At 39.3% G+C, this 23,621-nt stretch carries 14 protein-coding genes; 2 read left to right on the top strand and 12 right to left on the bottom strand.

Annotated elements, in window-relative coordinates:
* Position 1: 1 nt before the first annotated feature.
* Entirely contained in the window at positions 2-1,405 is a 1,404-nt protein-coding gene (locus tag H6607_02495) for a tetratricopeptide repeat protein (protein MCB9261232.1), read from the bottom strand.
* A 99-nt stretch (positions 1,406-1,504) separates the two neighbouring features.
* Here H6607_02495 and H6607_02490 point away from each other — a divergent pair, with 99 nt between their 5' ends.
* Complete coding sequence (locus tag H6607_02490) at positions 1,505-4,564, top strand: M1 family metallopeptidase (GenBank protein MCB9261231.1); 3,060 nt, start codon at positions 1,505-1,507, stop codon at positions 4,562-4,564.
* A 45-nt stretch (positions 4,565-4,609) separates the two neighbouring features.
* On the opposite strand, the gene H6607_02485 is transcribed toward H6607_02490, so the two are convergent.
* Together H6607_02485 and H6607_02480 are read right to left on the bottom strand one after the other, a co-directional pair.
* Positions 4,610-7,723: a PKD domain-containing protein gene (locus H6607_02485; GenBank protein MCB9261230.1), complete on the bottom strand. Its 3,114-nt coding sequence runs from the start codon at positions 7,721-7,723 to the stop codon at positions 4,610-4,612.
* A 51-nt stretch (positions 7,724-7,774) separates the two neighbouring features.
* A complete protein-coding gene (locus tag H6607_02480) occupies positions 7,775-8,989 on the bottom strand; it encodes a pyruvate dehydrogenase complex dihydrolipoamide acetyltransferase (protein ID MCB9261229.1) in 1,215 nt (404 codons plus the stop codon).
* Positions 8,990-9,128: 139 nt separating this feature from the next.
* Between H6607_02480 and H6607_02475 the strand changes: the two genes are divergently transcribed.
* Complete coding sequence (locus H6607_02475; GenBank protein ID MCB9261228.1) at positions 9,129-9,923, top strand: thymidylate synthase; 795 nt, start codon at positions 9,129-9,131, stop codon at positions 9,921-9,923.
* A 1-nt stretch (position 9,924) separates the two neighbouring features.
* On the opposite strand, the gene H6607_02470 is transcribed toward H6607_02475, so the two are convergent.
* From H6607_02470 to H6607_02430, 9 genes are all read right to left on the bottom strand, one after another.
* Positions 9,925-10,899, bottom strand: coding sequence for a hypothetical protein (locus tag H6607_02470; GenBank protein ID MCB9261227.1), 975 nt, complete (start codon positions 10,897-10,899; stop codon positions 9,925-9,927).
* 355 nt (positions 10,900-11,254) lie between these two features.
* Positions 11,255-12,535, bottom strand: coding sequence for a replication-associated recombination protein A (locus tag H6607_02465; GenBank protein MCB9261226.1), 1,281 nt, complete (start codon positions 12,533-12,535; stop codon positions 11,255-11,257).
* Positions 12,536-12,646: 111 nt separating this feature from the next.
* Positions 12,647-13,072, bottom strand: coding sequence for a DUF1801 domain-containing protein (locus H6607_02460; protein ID MCB9261225.1), 426 nt, complete (start codon positions 13,070-13,072; stop codon positions 12,647-12,649).
* A 95-nt stretch (positions 13,073-13,167) separates the two neighbouring features.
* Positions 13,168-13,839: a hypothetical protein gene (locus H6607_02455; GenBank protein ID MCB9261224.1), complete on the bottom strand. Its 672-nt coding sequence runs from the start codon at positions 13,837-13,839 to the stop codon at positions 13,168-13,170.
* Positions 13,840-14,002: 163 nt separating this feature from the next.
* The gene (locus H6607_02450; protein ID MCB9261223.1) at positions 14,003-14,572 is read right to left on the bottom strand and encodes a phosphoesterase; all 570 of its coding nucleotides are present in this window, start codon (positions 14,570-14,572) and stop codon (positions 14,003-14,005) included.
* Positions 14,573-14,727: 155 nt separating this feature from the next.
* Complete coding sequence (locus tag H6607_02445; GenBank protein MCB9261222.1) at positions 14,728-20,139, bottom strand: PKD domain-containing protein; 5,412 nt, start codon at positions 20,137-20,139, stop codon at positions 14,728-14,730.
* Between the two features lie 90 nt (positions 20,140-20,229).
* Positions 20,230-21,255, bottom strand: coding sequence for a DUF4340 domain-containing protein (locus tag H6607_02440; protein ID MCB9261221.1), 1,026 nt, complete (start codon positions 21,253-21,255; stop codon positions 20,230-20,232).
* A 155-nt stretch (positions 21,256-21,410) separates the two neighbouring features.
* Entirely contained in the window at positions 21,411-23,090 is a 1,680-nt protein-coding gene (locus H6607_02435) for a DUF4139 domain-containing protein (GenBank protein MCB9261220.1), read from the bottom strand.
* A 62-nt stretch (positions 23,091-23,152) separates the two neighbouring features.
* Positions 23,153-23,596, bottom strand: coding sequence for a hypothetical protein (locus H6607_02430; GenBank protein ID MCB9261219.1), 444 nt, complete (start codon positions 23,594-23,596; stop codon positions 23,153-23,155).
* Positions 23,597-23,621: the final 25 nt, after the last annotated feature.

Genomic DNA, 23,621 nt, shown 5'->3' with positions numbered 1-23,621 from the left:
TTCAGTCTTCGTTTTTATACAGTTCTATAATATCCAAAATGTGTTTGTTGTTTTTAAGATGCGGAGCATCCACAAACAATCTTTCATAGTCGGCAGGACTTAGCAAAAGTGCTTCGGTCAATGCATCAATACCTTCTTCATAGAAATCTGTCAGAAAATAATATGCTGCAAGTTTATAGAATAAATTGGCAGGTGTCTCAATTTTTTTAACGCCGTCTATCAACACTTCCAATGCCAACGATGTGAGTCCGGTGGCGTGATAAATGGAGGCCAGCATTAAATATGCCCATTCGTTTGAGTTTTGTTTTTCGATGCGATCTTCCAGTAGGTTGGCAGCTTCTTCAAATTTGGCCAACTCTATCATTGTTGAAACGTATTCGATGATAATTTGCTCATCATCAGGTAGCAATTTTGCCGCTTTTTTCAGCAAAACATAGGCTTCTTCATAGTTTTCCTGACGCACCAAAATTTGACCCAAACCATACCAAGCATGGGCAAATTTAGGCTCAATTTTCAACGCTTGTTTGTAGTAGGTTCTGCTCATTGCCAATTGATTGAGAGCCATATAGCAGTCGCCCAAATTGCAGTTAACAAAGGCATCAGCCCCCTCAATATTTATATATTCTTGATATACTTTTACAGCCTCTTCAAATTTGCCTTGATCAAAAAGACATTGCCCTTTGTCAAAATATGCCTCCGAAAACTCGTCGTCTATGGCCAATGCAAAATCGAGTGCCTCAACCGCAAGATCGTGAAATCCAGAAACCATATAGAGTCGGGCAATGGCCAACCAAACCACCTCGTGATATGGGTCTTCGTCAAGATAGGCTTTGAATATGCGAATACCTTCTTCATGAACATCCATGAGTTGTAGGCAAAATTGACATTCCAAAATCAGTCGGTCGTCTTCTACGGGTTTGCTAAAAATTTGTTCAATCATATTTATGGCCAACGCATGATTGCCCATATTGAAATAAACAAACATTTTAAGCAATAGGCACTCTTGCTCGTCTGCCCCATTTTCCAACGCTTGGTCAAACAACTCCAAAGCCTCCATGGGTCTATCTAAAAGCTCCAAAATGCTAGCTTTTTGCGATAAAAAATCGGAGTTTCCTGGCTCCAAATCTAAGGCTACGTCAATGATGTTCAGGGCATCAGACGGTTTGTTTGTGAGGGTATATATGTAAGCCTTTTTTGAAAAAAAACTTGCATCATAGGGATGCTGCTCTATGGCCAACTGTGCCACCCGAAGTGCCGTTTTGTAATTGGGTTTTTCAATATAGTGTTCAATTAAATCCGACAGATGGTCGGCAGAATAATAATCGAACGAATCCACCAAACAATTTTGCTCAAATCGTGCCACCAATGCACTTAATTCTTCTCCACTTATTTCCTCTTCGTCCATTCGCCAATCTATTTTCTAAGCAAAGCTATGCAAAACGTGGAAAACACGCGAATATGATTTACGTCAATTATCTGTAATTTGCCCACATATTTTCCATAAATGAGAATTTTACACCTATTATTTGCATTGGTTTTGTTGCCTTTTTTGGCAAAGGCTCAATTAAAAACCGCTCAGGCCAACTGGCAACAACACGTAGATTATTATCTAAATGTGAGGCTAAACGATGTTGACCATACATTGACCGGCAATGCCCGATTTGTTTACACCAACAACTCGCCCAATGCTCTCACAGAAATGCACTTTCATTTATGGCCAAATGGCTACAAAAACGACAGTACCGATTTTGCCAAACAACAACTATTGAACGGCAAAACCGATTTTCATTTTGCCGATGACAAAGACAGGGGTTATATTGACCAATTGGATTTTAAAATTAATGGCCAAAAAGTAGATTGGAAATACAAAGGCAACCAAATAGACATTTGCATATTGACGCTTAACAAACCCATACAATCCGGCGAAACCGTGGAAATTGAAACTCCATTTTTTGTTAAAATTCCGGGAAGTTTTTCTCGATTTGGCCATGAAAATAATGAGTACCAAATTACGCAATGGTATCCGAAACCTGCGGTGTATGACGTAAACGGCTGGAACTCGTTTTCGTATTTAGATCAGGGCGAATTTTACTCTGAATTCGGCAAATTTGAGGTAAAAATAACCCTGCCTCAAAACTATGTGGTGGCCGCCACAGGCCAGTTGCAGGAGAAATCAGAAAAAGATTTTTTGGAGAACAGAATAGATTACCCAAAAATGTATGACAGTACGCCGGCCAGCACCAACTCCACAAAAACCATTACGTTTATTCAAGACAGCATTCACGATTTTGCGTGGTTTGCTTCAAAAAAATACAATGTAGCCAAGAGTGAGGTTATTCTCAAAAACGAACGCTTGGTAGAAACATACGTATATGGCTACCAGCCCATTCAACGTCTCAAAAGTTTAACCAAAGATATTGCAACCGCCCTACAGTATTATTCAAATCATTGTGGATTTTATCCATATAGCCATTGCAGCGTGGTAGAGGGCAAACTGGAAGCTGGAGGCGGCATGGAATATCCGATGATAACGGTTTTGTCCATTATGATGCCCGAAGTGGTGGTGCATGAAGTTGGCCACAACTGGTTTTATGGCATTTTGGCTAACAACGAGCGTCAATATCCGTGGATGGATGAATCAATCAATTCTTATTTTGAAGGTAAAGCCATGAATAGATATGTGCCAAAAGCATACTTAGAATCACACTATTCGCTATCCGACCTTCAAAATAATCTTTTAGATATTTTCTCTTATACCATCGAGCAAATAGAAGACCATCAGGCCATTGGAATTCCTGCCATTGACTATGCAGGGTATAATTATGGCTATGCCGTTTATGCCAAAGGTGCTCAGGTTTTCAGGTATCTCAATCAATATTTAGGGCAAGAAACAACGGATTTGTGTTTTAAAACATATTTCGAACGATGGGCATATAAACATCCGTTGCCATCAGATTTTAGAGCAGTTTTTGAGGAAAAAAGCGGTAAAAATCTTAGCTGGTTTTTTGATGATTTATTGATTTCGGAAGAACATCTCGATTATAAAATTCTCACATCGAAAGACACCATATTTGTGCAAAACCTTGGCCAAATTGCCTGCCCATACATGCTCGGATTTTATCGAGAAGGAAAATTGATAAACGAAATGTGGGTAGAAGGCCACAATGGTATTAAAGGTGTTGCGGCACCCAACATGGACTATGATTTGGTAAAAATAGATCCTTACGGTGTTATGCCCGAGATAAACCAACAAAACAACTCGATGCGAAAATCAGGCATGTTTAAAAAAATAGAACCATTGCAAATTGGGTTTATGTCGCTTATGAGCAACCCAAATGTTACAAAATTTTCTTTTGCACCTGCTCTTGCCTGGAACGGACACAACAGAGGAATGCAGGGTTTGATTTTAAGTAACTCAACCATTCCACAACAAAAAAATAATTTTACCACGGTGCTTTTGTATAGCCGCACCACAAAAACACTCAATGGCTATTTTGACCTAAGTTTTGCCAATTATAAAAACGAAGTACACAACAAAACTGTGCTTGGTGTAAAGGCTGCCAGTTTTTCTCATTTGCCGAATTACTTAATTAAAACCGAAGGAGTTGATGAATTGTATCAATACACCCGCATCAGTCCATTTTTAACTTTTGGGTTTAGAAACCACGACAAAAGGCTTCCCATTTCCAGCTCCCTCACGTTGCGAACTCACCTTATAAGAGAAAAACCATTGTTCGACATAGAACAACGGAAAACAGCTCTTTCGCTTGATACGGGTTTTGCCCTGGGCAGACGCAGCGTAACCCAACTTGGAAACAGCCAGTTTATTGAACTCATTTTTAACCGAAAAAATGGAAAGGCACTTAATCCAAATAGCTTTGAAATAAGCCTGCAAACAGGTCTTCCAAAATTATTGACATACCGGTATGATACGACACTAAAATCAATAGCAACCAACACCAAAAATGATATGTTCGTTAAATTAAATGCCGAGTTTAATAAACATATTACCTATAAAATTAAAAAGAAAGGCCTTGATATCCGGTTGTTTGGAGGGATATTTTTAGACCCCAGCGATGATGCAACGTATCATTACCGATTAGAATCGGCTGCCGGAAAATGGGACTATACCTATATGAGTCCGATGCTGTATCGTGGGGTGGACAACAGTTCTGTTTTTCATCGACAGGTGTTGCCCACTCAAACATATTTCAAAAATCGTGGGAACTATGGAAATATTTCTCAATGGGTAATGGCCGCCAATCTAAAAAGTGATTTGCCGTTTAGGTTGCCTTTAGGAGTATATCTTGACTTTTTTACCTTCAACGACATAAAATCTCAACTGAGCAATAGCAAACAAGAATCTTTTCTATACAGCGGAGGCTTGATAATTAATTTGATTCCCGATTTATTTGAAATCTATATGCCATTTTTCTCATCAACGTTGATTAATGACATACAAAACCTCCAGGGGTACAAAAACTTCGGGCAAAAAATAACATTCTGCTTAAATTTAGATATAAACAACAAGCAGCGGTTTTCGGATATTATAAAGAAAAGCTAAATGGCCTTTTTACACCAAAATCTTTACGGGATTGCTTTTGGTCTTCTAATTTTGTTTTAAAATAAGAACCCTAACATTGGCTTCTTGTTGGTTGACATTCATAATATAAACACCCTTCGCAAAGTTTTGCATATTTATGTTTGTCTCCGAAACCCCGATATCTTCTGATTCAAAAATGAGTTGTCCATTCAAATCATACAATGAAATTTTTATAGGTTCTACCAAATTCCATGTATCCATATAACGAACAGTAAATTGTCCGGTATTAGGATTGGGAAAAACTTTAATAGATGAATTATCTCTTCCAACCGATTCAATTCTGTCCGTTTTGTCTCCCTCTATTACTTCTACATCAAAACCATCAACCTTTAAAAGTTTACCCAGCGAATCCAGCCCAATTTCATCTTTGAACCGGGCAATGCAATGCTCAACGCTATCGTAAACGGTGAGGTGAATATTGTATTTCCCAAACTTATTAAACCTATGACTGGGATTTCTGGAATCAGATACCGAGTCATCTCCGAATGCCCATAAATACTGGTGTGTTGAAAGGTTGGATGATTTATTAATTAACCGTATTTTAAACTTTTGCGTAGTATCTAGCTGCACCTCGTAATTGGCCTTGCATTTTGTTTTTGCGGTGTCGAGAAAGACTGTTTTACAATCAGAACAAAAACGAAATGTATCATCACCATTATTACCAAACCACTCTTTCATGCATATTTTGTAACCGGTGTTCAAGGGCATCTGTCCATATATTCCGTATGGCTTTTGATAATCAACAAAGTAACACCAATCGGGTTCAAATGAAAGACTAACCCTACGATTAAAATACGGTTCAGTAACAATATTTACTCTCTTCCCATTAGGAACTGTATCTTCAATAAAGTAGCTTAACAAAGGAGTACAACCTGTGTCAAGCTCAATAACTAGCTCATCACACACTTTGGCAGGGCAAACACTGTTTGAGGAATCAAGATTGGTTAGACACAATTGGTATATCCCTGCATCACGTATGGTCATATTAAATGTTCGTGCCTTTTTAATACTGTCACCATTGTTCCAGTCCCAATAGGCATTGAGAAAGCCTGAATTAAATGAATGCGTTTCACCCGAAAAATAATGTCCCCATAGATGTTTACGCAATATACATTTTTTCTCCACCGCTTTGCAGTATCCTTTTGTAGCTTCCAAGCTTACCTCTAAGCTTTGGTTTGTGTCATATACGGAATAACTATTTCCTATGCCTATATAGTTTCCGTTCACATACCACTTGTGTGAATCACTTGAATCGGTATACGTAAAGGTATACATTTTATTGGTTAGTTTCCAGGTAAAGTCGGCATTACAGTTTTGTTTTATTCGCAGCGTATCACATGTTTTTGAGGGGCACGTTGTTGTGTTTGCGTTCATCACAGAAAAACAGACACTGTAATTGCCGATATTAGCATAGGTGTGTGCGTTATTTTTGGTGGAGGCAGTTCCGTCTCCATAGTCCCAAACGCCAAACGCACCACAGCGGGGTATTAGTTCTACTTTATTTCCCACTATTTTGGTTTCAAACCCATTTACATTGCTTTGGTATTGAAGGCACTGCTCAACGGTAGAGACACATTGGCCGCTGTCTGAAACCACATATAACCTTACATAGCTCATTAGAGAATCTTTGTCTTTAAAACTGTATTTGATTGTGTCTTGCTGAGACCATAAATGGTTTTGTCCATTTATCTCCCACCAAATACTATCTGCTACCTGGGATTTATTGACCAACACAAAGGTGTCTCCGACCAATTTTGATTCAAACTTTGCCTCACAGGTAAGAAACTTTATGTCAACCATTTTGCTGACTGTGTCAGTACAGGTATTACCAGAATCTGATACAATTCTGGTAATTTTATACTGTCCTGCCGATTTATATTGATAAAAAATTTCTTTGTTCGGTTCTGTTGATGAATCTCCATCTCCAAAATAGTATTTATAAAACAAATCTTTCGCTATCTGTTGTTGTGCAGATAATCTAACAAACCTATTATTTGTTCCGAATGAATCTATATTCGAAACTTTTAAAGCCTCCGCATTGAAGTTTGCTGAGCATAGTGTAGTCAAATCAATGGAATCACAAATCATGGAGGGACAGTTTTCGTAAATTCCAGGTGTACTTATACAAATTTGATGCTTAGCCCAAGTATTATATTTATGTTTTAATCCAGAATATAGATTTGTTGTATTTCCATCCCCCCAATCAATTTGGGTGGGTTGAAATGGTATAAATGTATTTATATCAACTTCTCGATTCACGTTTATAGAAGCGTCAAAATTTTTAACACTTGAGTCAGGGAATATGCATTTCGTCCTTTTGGAAGTGCATTTTTTGCTTGCGTCGGTAATTGTAAGTTCCGCATAATGCTGTTTACTAGATGGTTTTCCTATAAAAGTTCTGGTTGAAGATGTTCCAATCAATGAATTACCACTATATATTTTCCAACTAAATGTTTGAGCATTCGTAGAAACATCCGATAAAATGAAAGAATCCTTATTTATTGTGATTTTAAAATCTGCTATACAATTATAATTTACCTCAACACTATCACAAAAAGTATCCTTGCATCTCCAATCACCTTCCTCTGTATAGAAACAAGCTCTATATTTTCCATTGGATTTGTAAATATATCTTGGAGCAATTGAATAACCAGAATAATTAAACCAATCAAGACTGTCCCCATTTCCAAACGACCATTTGGCAACACCCCCAATATTTGCCCACTCTACACCAAAATTGGAAGTTGAATATTTGTGATAAGCTGTAAAACTTGGCTTAATACAATTAATGTGAATGGTATCCGAGAATGTATCTCGGCAACTATTTACACTATCCCATATATACCTGGTAATTTGGTAAATCCCAAATTTTTTATAGACATGTCCCGAGACTCCCCCGTATGTCAAATAGAAATTTGTGCTATCGCCATCGCCAAAATCCCATTTTTGGTAAATTAACCCATTGTTCCCAGAGTCCCTAAAATTATAAATGCTTAAATCTACTGCATCCCATGGATTGTAATGTGAAAAACTAGCATCACATTGTGCATAAGCTTGATGAACAGAAAGTAGGCTTAAAATTAGAATCAGGTTTCTTTTAAAATGCTTCATGATAATCATTTTACCTCATGATGCAATAAAAAGGTTTTCCGTTGCCTGAGTATCTTTTTTTTATACCAAAATCTTTACAGGATTTTCCATCAACTCTTTAAAAGTCAATAAAAATTGAGAACCTACTACGCCGTCAACCACACGGTGGTCGCAGCTTAAAGTTACTTTCATTACGTTGCCAATTTTCATTTCGCCGTTTTCTACCAATACGGTTTCTTTTGATGCCCCCACTGCCATAATGCAGGCATCTGGGGGGTTTACGATGGCCGTAAATTCTTCAATGCCAAACATTCCGAGGTTGGAAATGGTAAAGGTATTGCCTTCCCAATCGGCAGGTTGCAATTTTTTATCTTTGGCTTTGGCCGAAAAGGCTTTCACCTCTGTGCTTATTTGCGAAAGCGATTTGTTATTTGCATGTTTTACCACCGGAACCAAAAGGCCTTCGTCCACCGCCATAGCCACACCAACATGAATGTGGTTATTTATTCGAATGGTATCGCCCAACCAACTTGAGTTCACTTTTGGATGTCGGGTTAATGCCGTGGCTGCCGCTTTTACAACCAAATCATTCATCGAAATTTTCACCTCCGAAAATTGATTCATTTCTTGTCGGGCAGCAATGGCGTTGTCCATTCTTATCTCCATGGTAAGATAAAAATGTGGGGCAGTAAACTTGCTTTCGCTCAATCGGCGGGCAATGGTTTTTCGCATTTGGGAAACAGGAACGGTGGTAAACGATTCTGTTCCCGAAACTGATGCTGGCATAACCGCTGGGGAATAGCTCTCGACATCACGTTTAATAATTCGTCCGTTTTCGCCGCTTCCTGCCACCATAGCAATGTCAATACCTTTATCTGAAGCCATTTTTTTGGCTAATGGTGAGGCCAGTATTCGGCTATCAGAGTTTCCAACGGTAGTTTCAATTGCAGCAGGTGTTGCAGGCTGGGTGCTTGGAATTATTTCTTTTTCTGCCGGAGCTTCTGTTGGTGCTTCCGCCTTTTTTGGGGTTGCAGAAAGTAGAGCCGAGAAATCTTCTCCCTTTTTTCCGACAATGGCAATAATGCTATCAACAGCAATGGCTTTGCCCTCCTCTACATTCAAATGCAAAACTGTTCCCTTTTCGTAGTTTTCTAAGTCCATCGTGGCTTTGTCGGTTTCAACCTCAGCCAAAATATCGCCTGATTTTATTTCATCACCAACCTTTACCTGCCATGACACAATCACACCTTCTTCCATTGTGTCGCTCATTTTTGGTAATTTTAATGCTACTGCCATGTTGTTTTTTCTTTCAAACCGCAAAACTAATATTTTTAAGGTTTAAATATTGTTGAAAACAACCAAGATAAGTTGGCGTTCTTTGAAGTGTTGTTTTTGTGCAAATAGGACACGACTTCAATTCTTAAAAAAAATAAAAATGACTCAATACGAAGATTTTCTAAAATTTGTTTTTGAAAACGGTACCGACAAAAGCGACCGAACCGGCACCGGAACCCGAAGTGTTTTTGGAGGTCAACTTCGTTTTGATTTATCTGAAGGTTTTCCGCTGATAACCACAAAAAAGGTACATCTAAAATCAATCATTTATGAATTGCTCTGGTTTTTGAAAGGCGACACCAACATTAAATACCTTACTGACAACGGGGTTCGGATTTGGAATGAGTGGGCCGACGAAAATGGCAATTTAGGCCCAGTTTATGGGAAACAATGGCGAAGTTGGCAGGCTGCGGATGGCTCGGTTATAGACCAAATAGAAGAGGTTTTGCACTTATTAAAAAACAATCCCGATAGCCGAAGAATAATCGTAAACGCATGGAATGTGGGCGATTTGCCAAAAATGGCTTTAAGCCCTTGTCACTGTATGTTTCAGTTTTATGTGGCTGACGGAAAACTGAGTTGTCAGCTATATCAACGCAGTGCCGATTTGTTTTTGGGTGTGCCATTCAACATTGCATCGTATGCCCTTTTAACCATGATGATGGCTCAGGTTTGCGGACTTGGCTTGGGAGAATATGTGCACACCTTTGGAGATGCTCATATTTATAAAAATCATTTTGAACAGGTTGAATTGCAGTTAAGCCGAGAGGCTCGCCCCTACCCTACCATGAAAATGAATCCTGATGTAAACGATTTGTATGCCTTTGATTTTGAGGATTTTGAATTGATAAATTACAACCCACATCCTGCCATAAAAGGCGAGGTTTCGGTGTAAATTATACGGCCAAATATCGGGTGGTAAGTCGAGGAACAAACGAACGATTTAGTTGATCGTCAAATTCGCGATGCAAAGCATAACTTATTTTTTTTGATTGTCCTGAAACACGATATGACTTAGCCATCACTTTTCGAAACCACATTCTGTGTTCAGAAAGTATATCTTTATCTTCCGACATGATGGAATTTATGCCGTTTACACCCAACGAAAGCACACTTTTTTGTTTGGTTTCTACAAAAAATGTATTGTTGTTAAACGACAATTCGTGCAGATAGAGATTGCTGTTTCGTTTGTCGGTCGGATCAAAAAGGTCATCTATCAGTTTTTTCATGTCCATTGAGAGCAGTTCCATATCGGCATCCTTTATCAGGCCACAGTCGTAATAATATTCAATTTGATTGAGCATTCCTGTCAGTGTGTTTTTTGACCATACTTCCACTATATTCAAATTTAGAAAAAGATCGTGAAGCCTGCACACCGAACTCATTGGAATGGTCTTTTGCATATCCAACATTTCGTTGTCATCCTGCTGCGAATTGAGGATATTGTTCCAGTAAAACACCTTAAACTTGGTTAGATTTGGATAACCGAAAATACGAAACAAAGGTGCATCAGCACACGTCATTGTCAGTCTGAATTGGTCATATTTTGATAGTATGTTGAGCGTGGTAAGTATATCTTCTAAATAATCTTGAATACCCGACCCCAAATTGAACAACGGTTTAAAATTTACCTTTTTTTCGTCTGTAGTGTTCAGTAGAAAACCGAGGTTAATTCCATAATGCTTCGAAATAGTATAGAGCTCGCTAATATTAAAAGCCGTTTCACCCCTAAATTTTCTATAAACCGATTCCTGAGATGATTTCAGTAAATCAGCCAATTCTTTGTGAATATTTACTCCAGGAGAAGCAACAGATACAATTTGTTCTTTTAGTTTCCGAATTAATTGAATAGGAACTTTAGTAGCACTCATCGTTTTTTTTGCCAAAAATAAGAAGTTGCTTTTACTTCTTGTCAAAAAAGTAGTCAAAAATACTTCCAAATCTACTTTTTGCCAATCAAAACAAAAACAATGTCATTTATGACAAAATACTTTTTTTGAAATTGATTTCCTTTGCACCGCATTTAACATAGCGAGTACTTCTGTATATCAAAAAGTTAAATTCATACATGTCCATTTCAATCTTCAACCGTTTTGCGTTTGGTGGCAAATAGACAAACCTCCTAAAAGTTATTGGCCTGCTGCATAAGTAGCAGGCACAGTTTCTCTGCAAGAAAGTGTTTTTTAGCTCTTATTTGTGGTGGCATATTTGTTTTTGGGAAAACATTCAATACCCATACTTTTCCTTCCAATACGCTTTCATTCGAGTTCTTGTTTCATTTTCGCGGGCATTATTTGATGGTTCATACAGCGTGGTTCCAACAATTTCTTCCGGCAAAAATTCCAAGTTTACAAACCCTCCAAAATCGTGGGCATATTTATAACCAACACCATAATCCAGTTCTTTCATCAGCTTTGTCGGAGCGTTTCTTAGGTGCATCGGCACGGGTAAGTTTCCTGTTTCGGCAATCAACTTTTGTGCTTTGCCAATGGCCATATAGGTACTATTACTTTTGGGCGAAGTGGCCAAATACACGGCCACTTGCGAAAGTATAATTCTGCACTCTGGATAGCCAATGGCTTGAGCCGCCTGCAAACCGTTGGTGGCTAAAACCAAAGCCGTTGGGTTGGCATTTCCAATATCTTCGCTGGCTAAAATAACCATACGTCGGGCAATAAATATGGGGTCTTCTCCGGCCTCAATCATTCTGGCCAAATAATACACCGCTGCATTGGGGTCGCTGCCCCGCATGGATTTAATAAAGGCCGAAATAATGTCGTAATGCTGGTCTCCGGTTTTGTCGTATATCAACCGATTTTGTTGCACCGATTGTTCCACCAGTTTATTGGTGATGGTCAAAATTTTATCGGTAGAGTTGGCATTTACCACAATTTCCAACGTATTCAAAATTCGTCGGGCATCGCCCCCAGACAGCACCATCAAGGCATCCAACTCTTTGAGCTTAATTTTTTTCTGCTTCAAAAGCTCATCGGTTTTGATGGCACGCTCCACCACTTCTCTCAGCTCTTCCTTACCAAGTGATTTAAGCACATAGACCTCACACCTACTCAGCAAAGCCGCATTCACTTCAAAAGAAGGGTTTTCGGTGGTGGCACCAATAAGTGTGATTATGCCCTGTTCAACCGCTCCCAACAAGCTGTCTTGCTGCGATTTATTAAACCGATGAATTTCATCAATAAACAAAACTGCATTTTGACTACCCAAAAACCTCGATTTTTCGGCTTTTTCTATGACCTCTCTAACCTGTTTTACCCCTGATTCGGTGGCACTTAAAATAAAAAAGGGTCGTTTTAGTTCGTTTGAAATGATTTTGGCCAACGTTGTTTTTCCGACACCAGGAGGTCCCCAAAAAATAATAGACGGCAATGCCCCATTTTTTATGGAATTATAAAGTGGCTTCCCCTCAGCAATGATGTGCTGCTGACCTATATACTCATTTAACAATTGTGGCCGAACCCGCTCGGCCAAAGGTGCATTTGCGTGCATTGGTCAAAAGTAAAATTTTACACTGATATTGTGCGAATGGCTTGAAAAGTGTTTACCCAAGCCTTTCTTCGATGGTGTTTTGGTTTGAGGTTTTGCTTTGCACTTTCTACTTTAAATCCGATGCTTAATTGCGTCTAAAATCGCTGTGTCAAGTATATCCATATTTACGTCTTTTAGCGATTTGAATTTTATGCAATAGCCTGTTACACTTGCTTTGCCAATTGTTTTTCCGTAAGTATCAGACAAGTACTTTTTATTTTCAAAGCCCATAATATACACCGAAATACCCGTTGTATTTCCACTGATTCCAACTTGATAAAAATCTTTGGTTTTACCATTTGCATATTTTATCGTTTTTAAACCATATCCAATGTTTGGATTGGTAACCACCTTGCCATGCTCGTCTTTTCCGTCCAAGAACCATAATTTGCAATTTGGCAATAAATAAAGCATTCGGCTATGCAATGTTTCAAGATCCGAACGTTTTGAGTCGGGTTGACTGTCAATATATTCTTTGATTTGATGTTCTGTATCCATAATTTTATTTGGGTGTTGCTTTTGTGACGAGCTAACGGTTTACGTATTGGCGATACCGCTATTCCTGTGGCACAAACCATTCAAATGTCAAAATCCTAAATTCCTGCTTTTTCCAAATCAAACTCTATTCTCAATGGGTATTTTAGTTTAAGTGAATCCAGTTGCATTCTATTAAGTGAGCAAAAGTCAATATTCTTGGTTTTTAGCTCATTTTCAACAAATTCAAGATGAGACTGATAAACTATAGTAAGTATAGAATCTAGCATTTCTCTATTGCAGTCAGGTTTCCAATATATTAGGTAATTCAATCCATTAAGATCTTCTGGAGCCAAATCATCTTTGCCTACTTTTGACAAATATTTAATAATCTGTGGTTTTAAAGAGTCTTTTTCTATTGGTCTTCCTGCCACCAATAATTTATCATGTTGATTAAACATTATTGAAAAATAATTCCTCTCTCTCATTGCTATTGGACAATTATCACATATTTCATAATCGTAATCAATCATTACTTTTAAGAATCCACTCTTGTTTTGAATCTTAAATGGCATTTTAAAATTGACCCAACCACATTCCTCGCACAAATCATATCCATAAAGCTCACTTAAATCATTTCGGATCGAATCTGCATTTCTTTTTATATCAATATCCATTTCAGGTATCGTATCAGAACAATTGATAAAGTCAAACCGATTATTGCGATCTTTTTTATTGAAACATCCAATTCCAACTATCAAAATCAATATAATTATTGCAGTATGTTTCATCTTTCTTTTACTGACCGATAACGGTTTCGGGCTTGGCGAAGGCTGGGAAATAAAAGTACGAAAGTTCAATTTATTACCAAAGCTAAATAGAAGAACAAATGTTTAATTTATTACAAATGCCCAGCTTTTGCCAAACCCGCGTTGGTGGCTGGGCATTTTCTATCTATTTATTTCTTGGTTCAAAAGGTGGTTTCCATTTCTTTTTCGACATTATGTTTTTCACGTCTTGGTACGATAAGGGATAGAAATCGTGACTATCAACACCAACATCAAATGATAATGAAGTTTCATCGTCTGGTAAATCGCCGTGTGAGTGTCCATATAAATGCCATGTCCCATAATGACTTGCATTCCAAACTCTCATTGCATAATGAAATAAAACAATAAATCTTTCTCCTTTGTGTGCATCGCTGTCAGAAACTGTCAGTTCGTAATAATCTTTTATCCACTCAAAACAGTCAGCACATTCTAATGCTGAACTTTCGTGATTACCTGTGATTAAACAAATTCGTCCATTAAGTTGTGCTCTTAATTGTCTTACTTTTCCTGACGACATTAGTGCAAAGTCTCCAATATGATAAACTATATCTTCAACTCCAACTTTTTCATTCCAACGTTTTACCATTTCTGCATTCATTTCGTCTGCATTGGCAAAAGGTCGTTTGGAAAATTCGATTATATTCTTGTGTCCAAAGTGGTGGTCAGAAGTAAACCATATATTATTTGTGTCCATATTTTATTTCTTTTTTTGTCTTGTTATTTTTTCTGTGGTGTCGGTTTCAAGCCTTGCCACCAACATCAATATATACACACTTCTATGGCGTATATTCACCATATCAACGCACTGCTTCTTGACTCAACGCTAATAAATCTTGCCATATACTTACCCTAACGCAAAATGGTAATGGTGTTGTTATAAATGATTTTTTCGTTGCTAAAATCAAGCACTTTTATGGTAATGGCATATTGACCTGCCGGAACTTGTTTACCCAAATAGGTGCCATCCCAACCAATAGAAGGGTCTATGCTGTTAAAAATCTGTTCGCCCCAACGGTTGTAAATGGTCATTTCAAATTCTTTCACAAACCGCACGCCGTAGGGTTTAAAAACTTCGTTCAACCCATCGTTATTGGGCGAAAATGAGGTGGGCACCATCAACTCTCCGTCAGGAAAAACAAAAATTTGTTTAATGATTGTGTCTCGACACCCATTGGCATTTTCTACCCAAAGCATTATGGCAAATGTGCCTGTATCGGTAAATTGCCATTGATAACTTTGTCCACTGCCACTGCTTATTCCCAAAATTTGCCAGTTCCACGAATTGGCATTTTGAGCATTTTCTTCAAACAACATTTCGGTGGTGGCATCAAACGAAGCTAACTTTTTATAAGTAAAATCAGCCGTTGGCTTGTCATATACCAATGCAGCCGTTTTGTCTGTCAACGTATCTTTACAACCCAAAGCCGATTCAACAATCAATTGAATCTGATAGGTTCCTGCCTTTTTATAAACATGCCACGGGTTCAGGCTTGAGGAGGTTATTTTATCGCCAAAATCCCATGTATTGCTCACAATTCGGCCTGTTGATATGGTTGAACTGTTTTGAAATTGCACCGTATCACCCAAACAAATAATTCCGCCCGAAAATTGAGCTTTGGGGCTGGCGTTTATCCGAACGTTTTGTGTGGCTGTGTCGTTACAATTTTTATCACTTCTCACAATCATTTGGATACTATAATTGCCTTCGGCGGTGTATGAAAACGAAGCCGGGTTGGCATTGTTTGAGGTATTTCCATTGCCAAAATCCCAATTGGTAGCGGCAATGGTAGCCCCGTTTGACAAGGTTTTATTGGCAATAATTATGTTATTTCCTTTTTCGCACTGCGAAGTATCGTTAATGGTAAAAGCCGCTATCGGACTCGCATAAACATCTATCATTCGGGTGGCCGTATCGTAACAGTTTGAATCTGTTTTCACCACCAAATCTACCTGATAATTTCCGGCGTTGCCGTAGGAATATCCTAAATTATCGGCAGTCGTAGAAGTATTTCCATCTCCAAAAGTCCATTGGTGCGAAACAATATTGCCACCCAAACTATTGTCGGTAAAATCAAACAGATTATCGGCCAAACAAACATTTTGTTGCACCAAACCAATATCGGCGGTGGGGCTTTGAGCCACAATGGCTCGCTGAGGCAGAACGGCTGAACAGCCTTTGTTTGAAGTTACGGTGAAAATTATATCATATTTACCAGCTTTACTGAAAGAAACTGTGGCATCAGGCGTATTCGTTGTATCGCCATTGCCAAAATCCCAATGATATTTTACGATAGAACCATACGGCACCGACGACAAATTTGTGCAGATGTATTTGTTTTCGTTGAGGCATTGAGTCTGTTGATTAAACTGCCAATTGGCGGTTGGATTTGCCCATACATGTATATTTTTTGAGATGGAATCTTTACACCCAAAATTGGATGTAACCACCAATTTTATGGCACGGCTCCCGGTGTCTAAATAGGTGTGCGATACGTCGGTTTTTGTGCTGGTATTGCCATCATCAAACGACCATTTATAGCTCATTGTACCACTTGAAAGGGTCGAGGTGTTTACCATATCAAAACCATTGTTAGACCAGCACGTATCGGCTTTGTTAAAAACAAACTTGGGTTTGGGTGTTGGGTTTACCTTTACTTTTAGCGAATTGCTGGTGGCCGAACACCCATTTAAACTTACGGTTGAAACAAGCGTGCCGGAATCAGCAACAACTACATTGCCCAGTGTGATAATAGAATCGGATAATCCGTTCATTTTTGCTCCATTTCTATACCACTCAAAGCTGGCCGTTTTATAATTGGTGGTGTTTTTCAAAACAACACTTGCACCTTCACAAACGGTATTCGACCCATTGATAACACCCAAATTGGTTTTGGGAATCGGTTTTACATAAACAATGGAATCTATTCTTTTGGAAACGATGCTGTCGTTTAGCACCAACTCGGCATAATAATATCCGGTGTCGGGCAAATTGAACGTAACCGGACCATCCAAATCCGATTTAAAGGTAAGTGTTCCATATTTGCTCATATACCATCGGCGTTTGTATATCGAACCTACACTACTGTCGGTAAGGGTAACAAATCCGTTTTGGCAAATTGAATTTGTATCTATCACAAAATGAGGTATTGGTTTTAAGGCTTCCAGCACCACGCCGTAATCTTCGGTTTGCCCATAGCCCAAGGTATCGCAACTATGTTGTATGGTGCCATAATCGCCCATTACCCTCATGCGAATAAGGGTATTAGTTACCGCGGTTATTGGAATTTGTATGGTGTCGTGGTGGGTAAAACCATTGGCCGCATCCACCACCAACTCTCCGGCATCTTCCAAGTTTCCGTTGTTATTAAAGTCGATATAAATTTTGAGATATTCTTTATAGCTCTTTCCATGAGTTACGTCCACAAAATAGCTTGTATCATTTTTTAAGGTAAATATTTCTTGGCAAGCCATGTCTAAATATTCGCCCTCACTTCGGGTTCCGCTGCTGGTAACCGTTTTTCCGTCAATGCTTACACTGTATGTGCCAAATCCGGCATTGATGGTGGTGTTATTTGTTTTGGGTGTACAACTTGCCGCTTTAATGGAAGAAAAAACTTCCACAAAATCAATCATCTCTAACGAATCATACCCTGCACAGTTTTCGGCATAAAACTTAACCGAATATTTGCCTTTAGCATTAAAAACCACCTGCGGATGCTGGCTGCAACTGTCTGTTCCGTTAACAAACGAAACCGTATTGGGCGAGAATTTCCACAGCCAGGCAGTTGGCAAATTTTCGGAAGTATCTGTCAATGAAAGCGTTTCTCCCAAACACAATTTATTAGATGAATACTCCATTCCGGCAATGGGAGCTTCCAAATCTTCGTCATAAAGCGGAGACCGCCAGTTGCCTCGCCCATACGTGCCACACACCACATGGCTTTTGTCTCTACCCTGCGGGCTGTAATATATTTCAATATCATTTACTCGAGTATTGATGGGCATATTGTCGTTATACCACTGCCATGAGCTCATGGTGGTATCTTTGTAAAACACCCCCATATAGGTGCCAATATACATGCCCTGGAGTCGGCTGCTGCTGTCGAAAACCAAACTTAACAACGGAATATTAGGCAGTCCGCTTGAGATATTTGTCCAATTGCTGCCCCCATCGTCTGATTGATACACTTTATTTGATTGCGTAATCCAAACCCTGTTTTTCATTGTTGAATGAGACTCTATGGTCATTACATTGGCATTGTTGGGTAAGTTTGATGTTAAATCTGTCCAAGTTGGTGTGGCGGCAGAAACGTTGGTGCTTTTGTAAAAAACATTTCCCGAGCGGGAAACATACAAAATATCAGGGTCGGCAGGAGCGTTTTCTAAGGCAATAATATTTTGTGAATTCGACCCAGCAACATTGTCTGAAATTTTAGTCCAGGTAACCGCTGAAGTAGTTGCTGCCGTAACGTTGGTTGTTCTCCAAACGTTTTTGTATCCGGCAAACATGGTGCTGGGTGTGCCTTCCATCAACACAAAAGGAGTTACCCATGCTCCCTGCTCTGTAATGCCGTTTTTGCCATTGGCACCGATGGTTCCTTGACTCGAACCATTTTTTGAGCGTCGGATATCGCCATAATACAAATCGCTATAGCTCCACGTAGGGTCGCTGGGGTCAATGAGGCAGTCCATTCCGTCTCCGCCCACAGTGGTGAACCAGCTCATATTTTCCATCAATCCTGTTCCATTATCCTGATAGCCATTTATGAGCATATCCCTATTGGTGGCACTTTGACCAATTCTATATACTTGGGCATTGCCGATTCCAGAACTTATATCGGTCCAATTTTTTCCCAAATCTTTTGTAAAATAAATTCCTCCATCATTTCCGGTAAAAAGTGTATTGGTAGCAGGTTGATATTCCATAACGTGGTTGTCGGCATGCACTTCGGGTGCACCACCACTGCCCACCCAATGGGCGTTTATTTTCCATGTTTTACCACTGTCTTTGCTCTGAAAAATATTAACTCCGGCCACATATAAAATGGATTTATCCAATGGGTCGGCGGCTATATCCAAATCATACCATGCCTGCCCCCCCGTTCCGGTGCCGAGGTGCGAATAGTCCATAATGTTCGGGGTATCGCTCATTAATGTAAAACTGCTTCCTCTATCCACCGACAAATACAATCCGGCAAAAGTGCTGGAATTGGTGACCACCGCATACACAAAATTGGAATCGGCTGGGGTAACTGCCACGGCCATTCTCGATTTCCCGGAGGGTAAACCTGTGGTAATGTTTGTCCAGGTTGCTCCATTATCGGTTGACTTATAATATTTTGCTGAACTTGCACATGCATACGCAAAGTCCGGATTGACCGCATCAAGTGTTAAATCTTTAAAATTTCCAGTTTGAACCTGAGTCCAATTATTCCCGCCATTTGTGCTTCTGTATATTCCACCATCGGTAGCTGCCAACAAAATTTGGGTGTTTCGTGGGTCGATATACAATTTACCAACGGTTCTGTTGCCCATGCCCGTAGCAGTCTGATTCCATGTCTGACCGCCATCCGTACTTTTAAAGACACCTCGGCCATAACTGTCGCTGGCATCTCTATCGCCCGTACCTAAATAAATTGTGTCGGGATTATTGGGGTCAACGGCTATAGACGAAACACCGAGCGTAGCCAACGAATCGGTATTGGTTGCCCATGTATTTCCGCCATCATAGCTCCGCCAAAGTCCACCCGCTGGTGCACCCACATACACAATATTGCTATCTGTAGGATGAAAACCAATGGAGTTAATTCTTCCCAAACCATTGGGCTGTCCAGTTCGGTTTGAGGGCAAATATCTGGGGCCAATTTCTAACCAATTTCCAGTTTGCTGACAAGTAGGTGTCCCACTTCCCAAAGCTCCACCTCGACTAAAACTTCCAAAACCACCTCCCATTGCACCTCTTTGTCTAAGATATTTTTCAACTTCTGCTTCCAAAACTCCGGGAGCCGGAATGTTTCCCAAGCTGTCAATAATTTGCCATTTGGCATATTCCCACCGTTTAAAGGGTTTGTAACCTGAGCCTTTTTCGATGGTTTTGTTACTCCAATAAAGTTCAAATGCCCGCTGGGTTTGGAAAAAATTTACCGATGGGTTTTGCATCATTTCAACCCAATATGGATTGTTTATAGTGTCTTGTGTAATTTGAGAATAGGCGTTGAAATAAAAAATATAAAGAAATAGTAGGCCAAATAACCGTTTCATATCATTCAAATGTGGTATAACAGAACGTACGAAGCTACGAACCTTTTGGCAATTTACCATAATTGCCAAAAACATTAGACGGATATGATATTACTCGGGGTTTGTGAGCAAGAAGTTATTGACGCTTCTTAAATTTTTTGAGAATGTATAATCCTGCACTATCAGCACTCTGCCGAGTTTGTTGTAGATTCCATAAAATCTATCTGGGTCATACGCCAATTGATTGCCTTGTGAATCATACAAACCGTGCATTTTTTCGTAGCTTTTTTTACGGTAAAATTTAAGTTCATCAACACCTCTGTTCTTACTTTTTAGCCGAATAGTGCAATATGGCGTTGTTTTTAAAAGTGAGTCTTTTAAAGAATCATTAGCATAAATAAACCCCTCAAAATTCTTCAATTCAAAATTATTCAGATACGATTTCACTGCCGCTCCGTTTAGCATTTTCTCATCAAATTTTTCAGCCGTAAAATCGATATTTCCATCGCTATTCTGAACCATTTTAAACCCATGCAGCGGAGTTTCTCCATAAATCACTTCCACTTCTTCAATATCCAATCTCTTGCTGTCAAAAATGGTGCGGCTTATCCAATTGTCTAAATCCAACGAATAACGAATATTTACAAACCCTTCTTCTCCAGGAATAGCAACAATTTTGGGGTCAACATTTCCCTCATTTTTAAAATAGGTTCCCAACAATGAAGGTGTGGTGCCTCCAACAATATAGGTCTTTATTGGGTTTTTTCCGTTCTCATATATTTCCACCTTTATTCCATCTATGGCCATGGCTTTTATAATATTTTGCTTGGCTGCATTTGGCACAGGGCCGGTGGTTCGCAGTTTGGCCATAGTTCCGTTTAACAAAAAATCAACTTCTTTTTTGTTGGCTGGAAAACTGTCATTTACCGTCCAATTTCCATCGGCACTTTTTTTAAGAAAAATCTGTTTATCCCCTAATAAATTGGTCATAAAAATCATTTCCACTTTATCGGGATTCTCGATGTAAAAATCCTCTGTGTTTTTATGGCTATTTAGTTTTTGGCCCCTCAAGACATACAACCCCACTGCCGCAGCCACCAACAAAATCAGTATTAACAAATATTTTTTTGAACTCATGATGATATATTGGGCAAAAATAAGGTGTTCGGCATCAACAAAAAGCCTTATTTGACGAACGGAAATGAACACGCTGTAGGAACACGCCTCGAGGCGTGTTCCTACAGCGTGTTCCTACGGCGTGTTCATTCAGTGTCCTGCCGATGTTTCATCCATCACAATCCGCCCAATGTCTGTTCTTTAGGATATTCAATGGTGTATTTGTATTTGACAATCTGTTTTTTCTGCGGAGCTAATTTCATTCGCCAAGTTATCAAACCCGTTTGAGCATTCAGCTCCCCACCATCGGCATTTACCAGTTCAATTTTGATGTTCTGATTGGTGGTGGTCGGTATTTGATCTTCCAACACCAAATCGATGGGGTTGCCGCTATTGTTTCTAACTTCTATTTGATAGGTAGCACTATACACCTTGTTTGAACCTATAATTTTGTTTTTGTTTTCCTCATCTAACTTTGTTCTCTTTACAGCCATAGAGCGGTATCTACCCATCGAAACCTCGAGAGTGTCCATTACTACCGTTGGGTCAATAACGGTGCGACCGATAAAGGTATTACCAAAATAAATATTGGCATTGCCTACTAATAAATCCAAGTTTTCCCAATCAAGAATACGAGCTACCACAAAGGCATCGTTGTCCAATTTTGGCACCAAGAAATGTTTAAATTCCGCTTTTAGCACGTGTCTTTGCACCGTTACATAGTGCACCTTTCCGTTGCTTTTTATGTTATACGGCAGCGAAATATCAAACTCTACCGATGAGAAATTTTGCATTTTTTGACTGTAATCGTAAGCCATAGTTGCGGCTGGTGCTTTTTCATCATCCATTTCTGCCATATCGGCCTTTGCTTCTGTGGTATTGTAGTAGTAGGCCTCTTTTCTGAGGGCTTTGTCTTTGTTGGCTACAGTTCGTTGAATGTGTTGATAATAGTTGATATACCAAACCGGCAAAACGGGCTTTACATTACTTTGATTTGGATTGGCGTTTGAAACTCGCAGCCTCACACCGCTCCAGTCTTCGCCTGAATTTTGGTAAACCGCAGCTTTGTAAATCAATTCAATATCATTGCCTGCATCTTTGGCCGAAATATCGTACCACGGACTCCATCCGGCTGAAAATACACTGTAGTTTACTTCCAGTTCTGCCGAAGTTGCTGCCTCGGCCATTACAGAAACCACGATTTGATATTTGGGAGCTTTTTGCATAGGCCACTGTCCGTTTTGCTGAAAATTTACCAGTTCTTGATGGCGTTGAGACAACCTGTTGCTCTCTTCCAACATTTTATTTTCGATGAGTTTTAGCTCCAACAATCTGTCAGCCAATGTTTTCAATTTCCCCTCCAAATATTCCAAGGTTCCTTTGAGTAAATCAAGTGAATCTGGCTTTCCTCCACCTCTTAACAGCGGATGACCGAGCAACAGATTTTTTTCTGTTTGCACCGCATTTATTTTCTCCGAATTATTGGCCATATTCAGATTGTGAATTTTGATAGAATCTAAAACCTTATTGATTTTTTGTTGAGTAGCATTTTGTTCTTTTTGGTTGATGGCCTCTGGCTCCGGATAAAAAACCCGATAGCTAATATCCAAAATTGTAAAACTTCCTTTTCCTGAAGCCTTCAAACTTTCTTGATTTGTTGATGGCGACACCTCGTCAAACACCACATACGACTGACCTTTGGGTAACGAGACTTTCCCGCTTCTGGTAACCTGTGCACCCTGCATAAATACAGTGACATTGGTAATTCGAGAATCAATGATTTTTACGATGTCTTGAGCGATGGTTTGGTTTAAGGAGAACAGAACAGCAAAGGCTGCCAACAATACATTTTTCATACAACATTTTTATAATACGGTGTCTCCATACCGCCAAAATGTTGTAGGTAAATGAAAATTTTTTATTCTTCCACTCTTTTTTTCCTTACCAATGAAAAGGCGGTAACAATTTCATCTCCCCTGGCTCCGGCGGGGTCGGTAATGCCCACCAACGCCTTGTATGAAGCCGAATGATCCACCCAAAAATTACAATCAAGCGTTCTACTGTTTTGATCTTGTACATATCTGGAAACAATGGAATCTTGAACATTTGAGATAACAATGACTGCATGCACGTTTTGCCTTCCGTGGGTCATGGAAAGTACGTAATCATATCCTGTATCCGCCGGAAATTCATATTCTACAAACACTCCAGACTGAAGGGTTATATCATCAGAAACTATAATTTGCCATGGGCTATCGCCCAACAATGGCTTCTCGGTTTGTGCTTGTGCGACAACCGCCGTAGCCATGAATAAAAAAATTATGGACAGTACTTTTTTCATTTCTCTTTTCTTCTTTTTCAAAGACGATAATTTTTTAAAAAGGTTT

This window comes from Flavobacteriales bacterium (assembly GCA_020635395.1).
In the GTDB taxonomy this organism is placed as follows: Bacteria; Bacteroidota; Bacteroidia; order NS11-12g; family UBA9320; genus UBA987.
The sequence above is the reverse complement of the archived record's forward strand: the minus strand, read 5'-3'. Positions and strand labels throughout refer to the sequence as shown.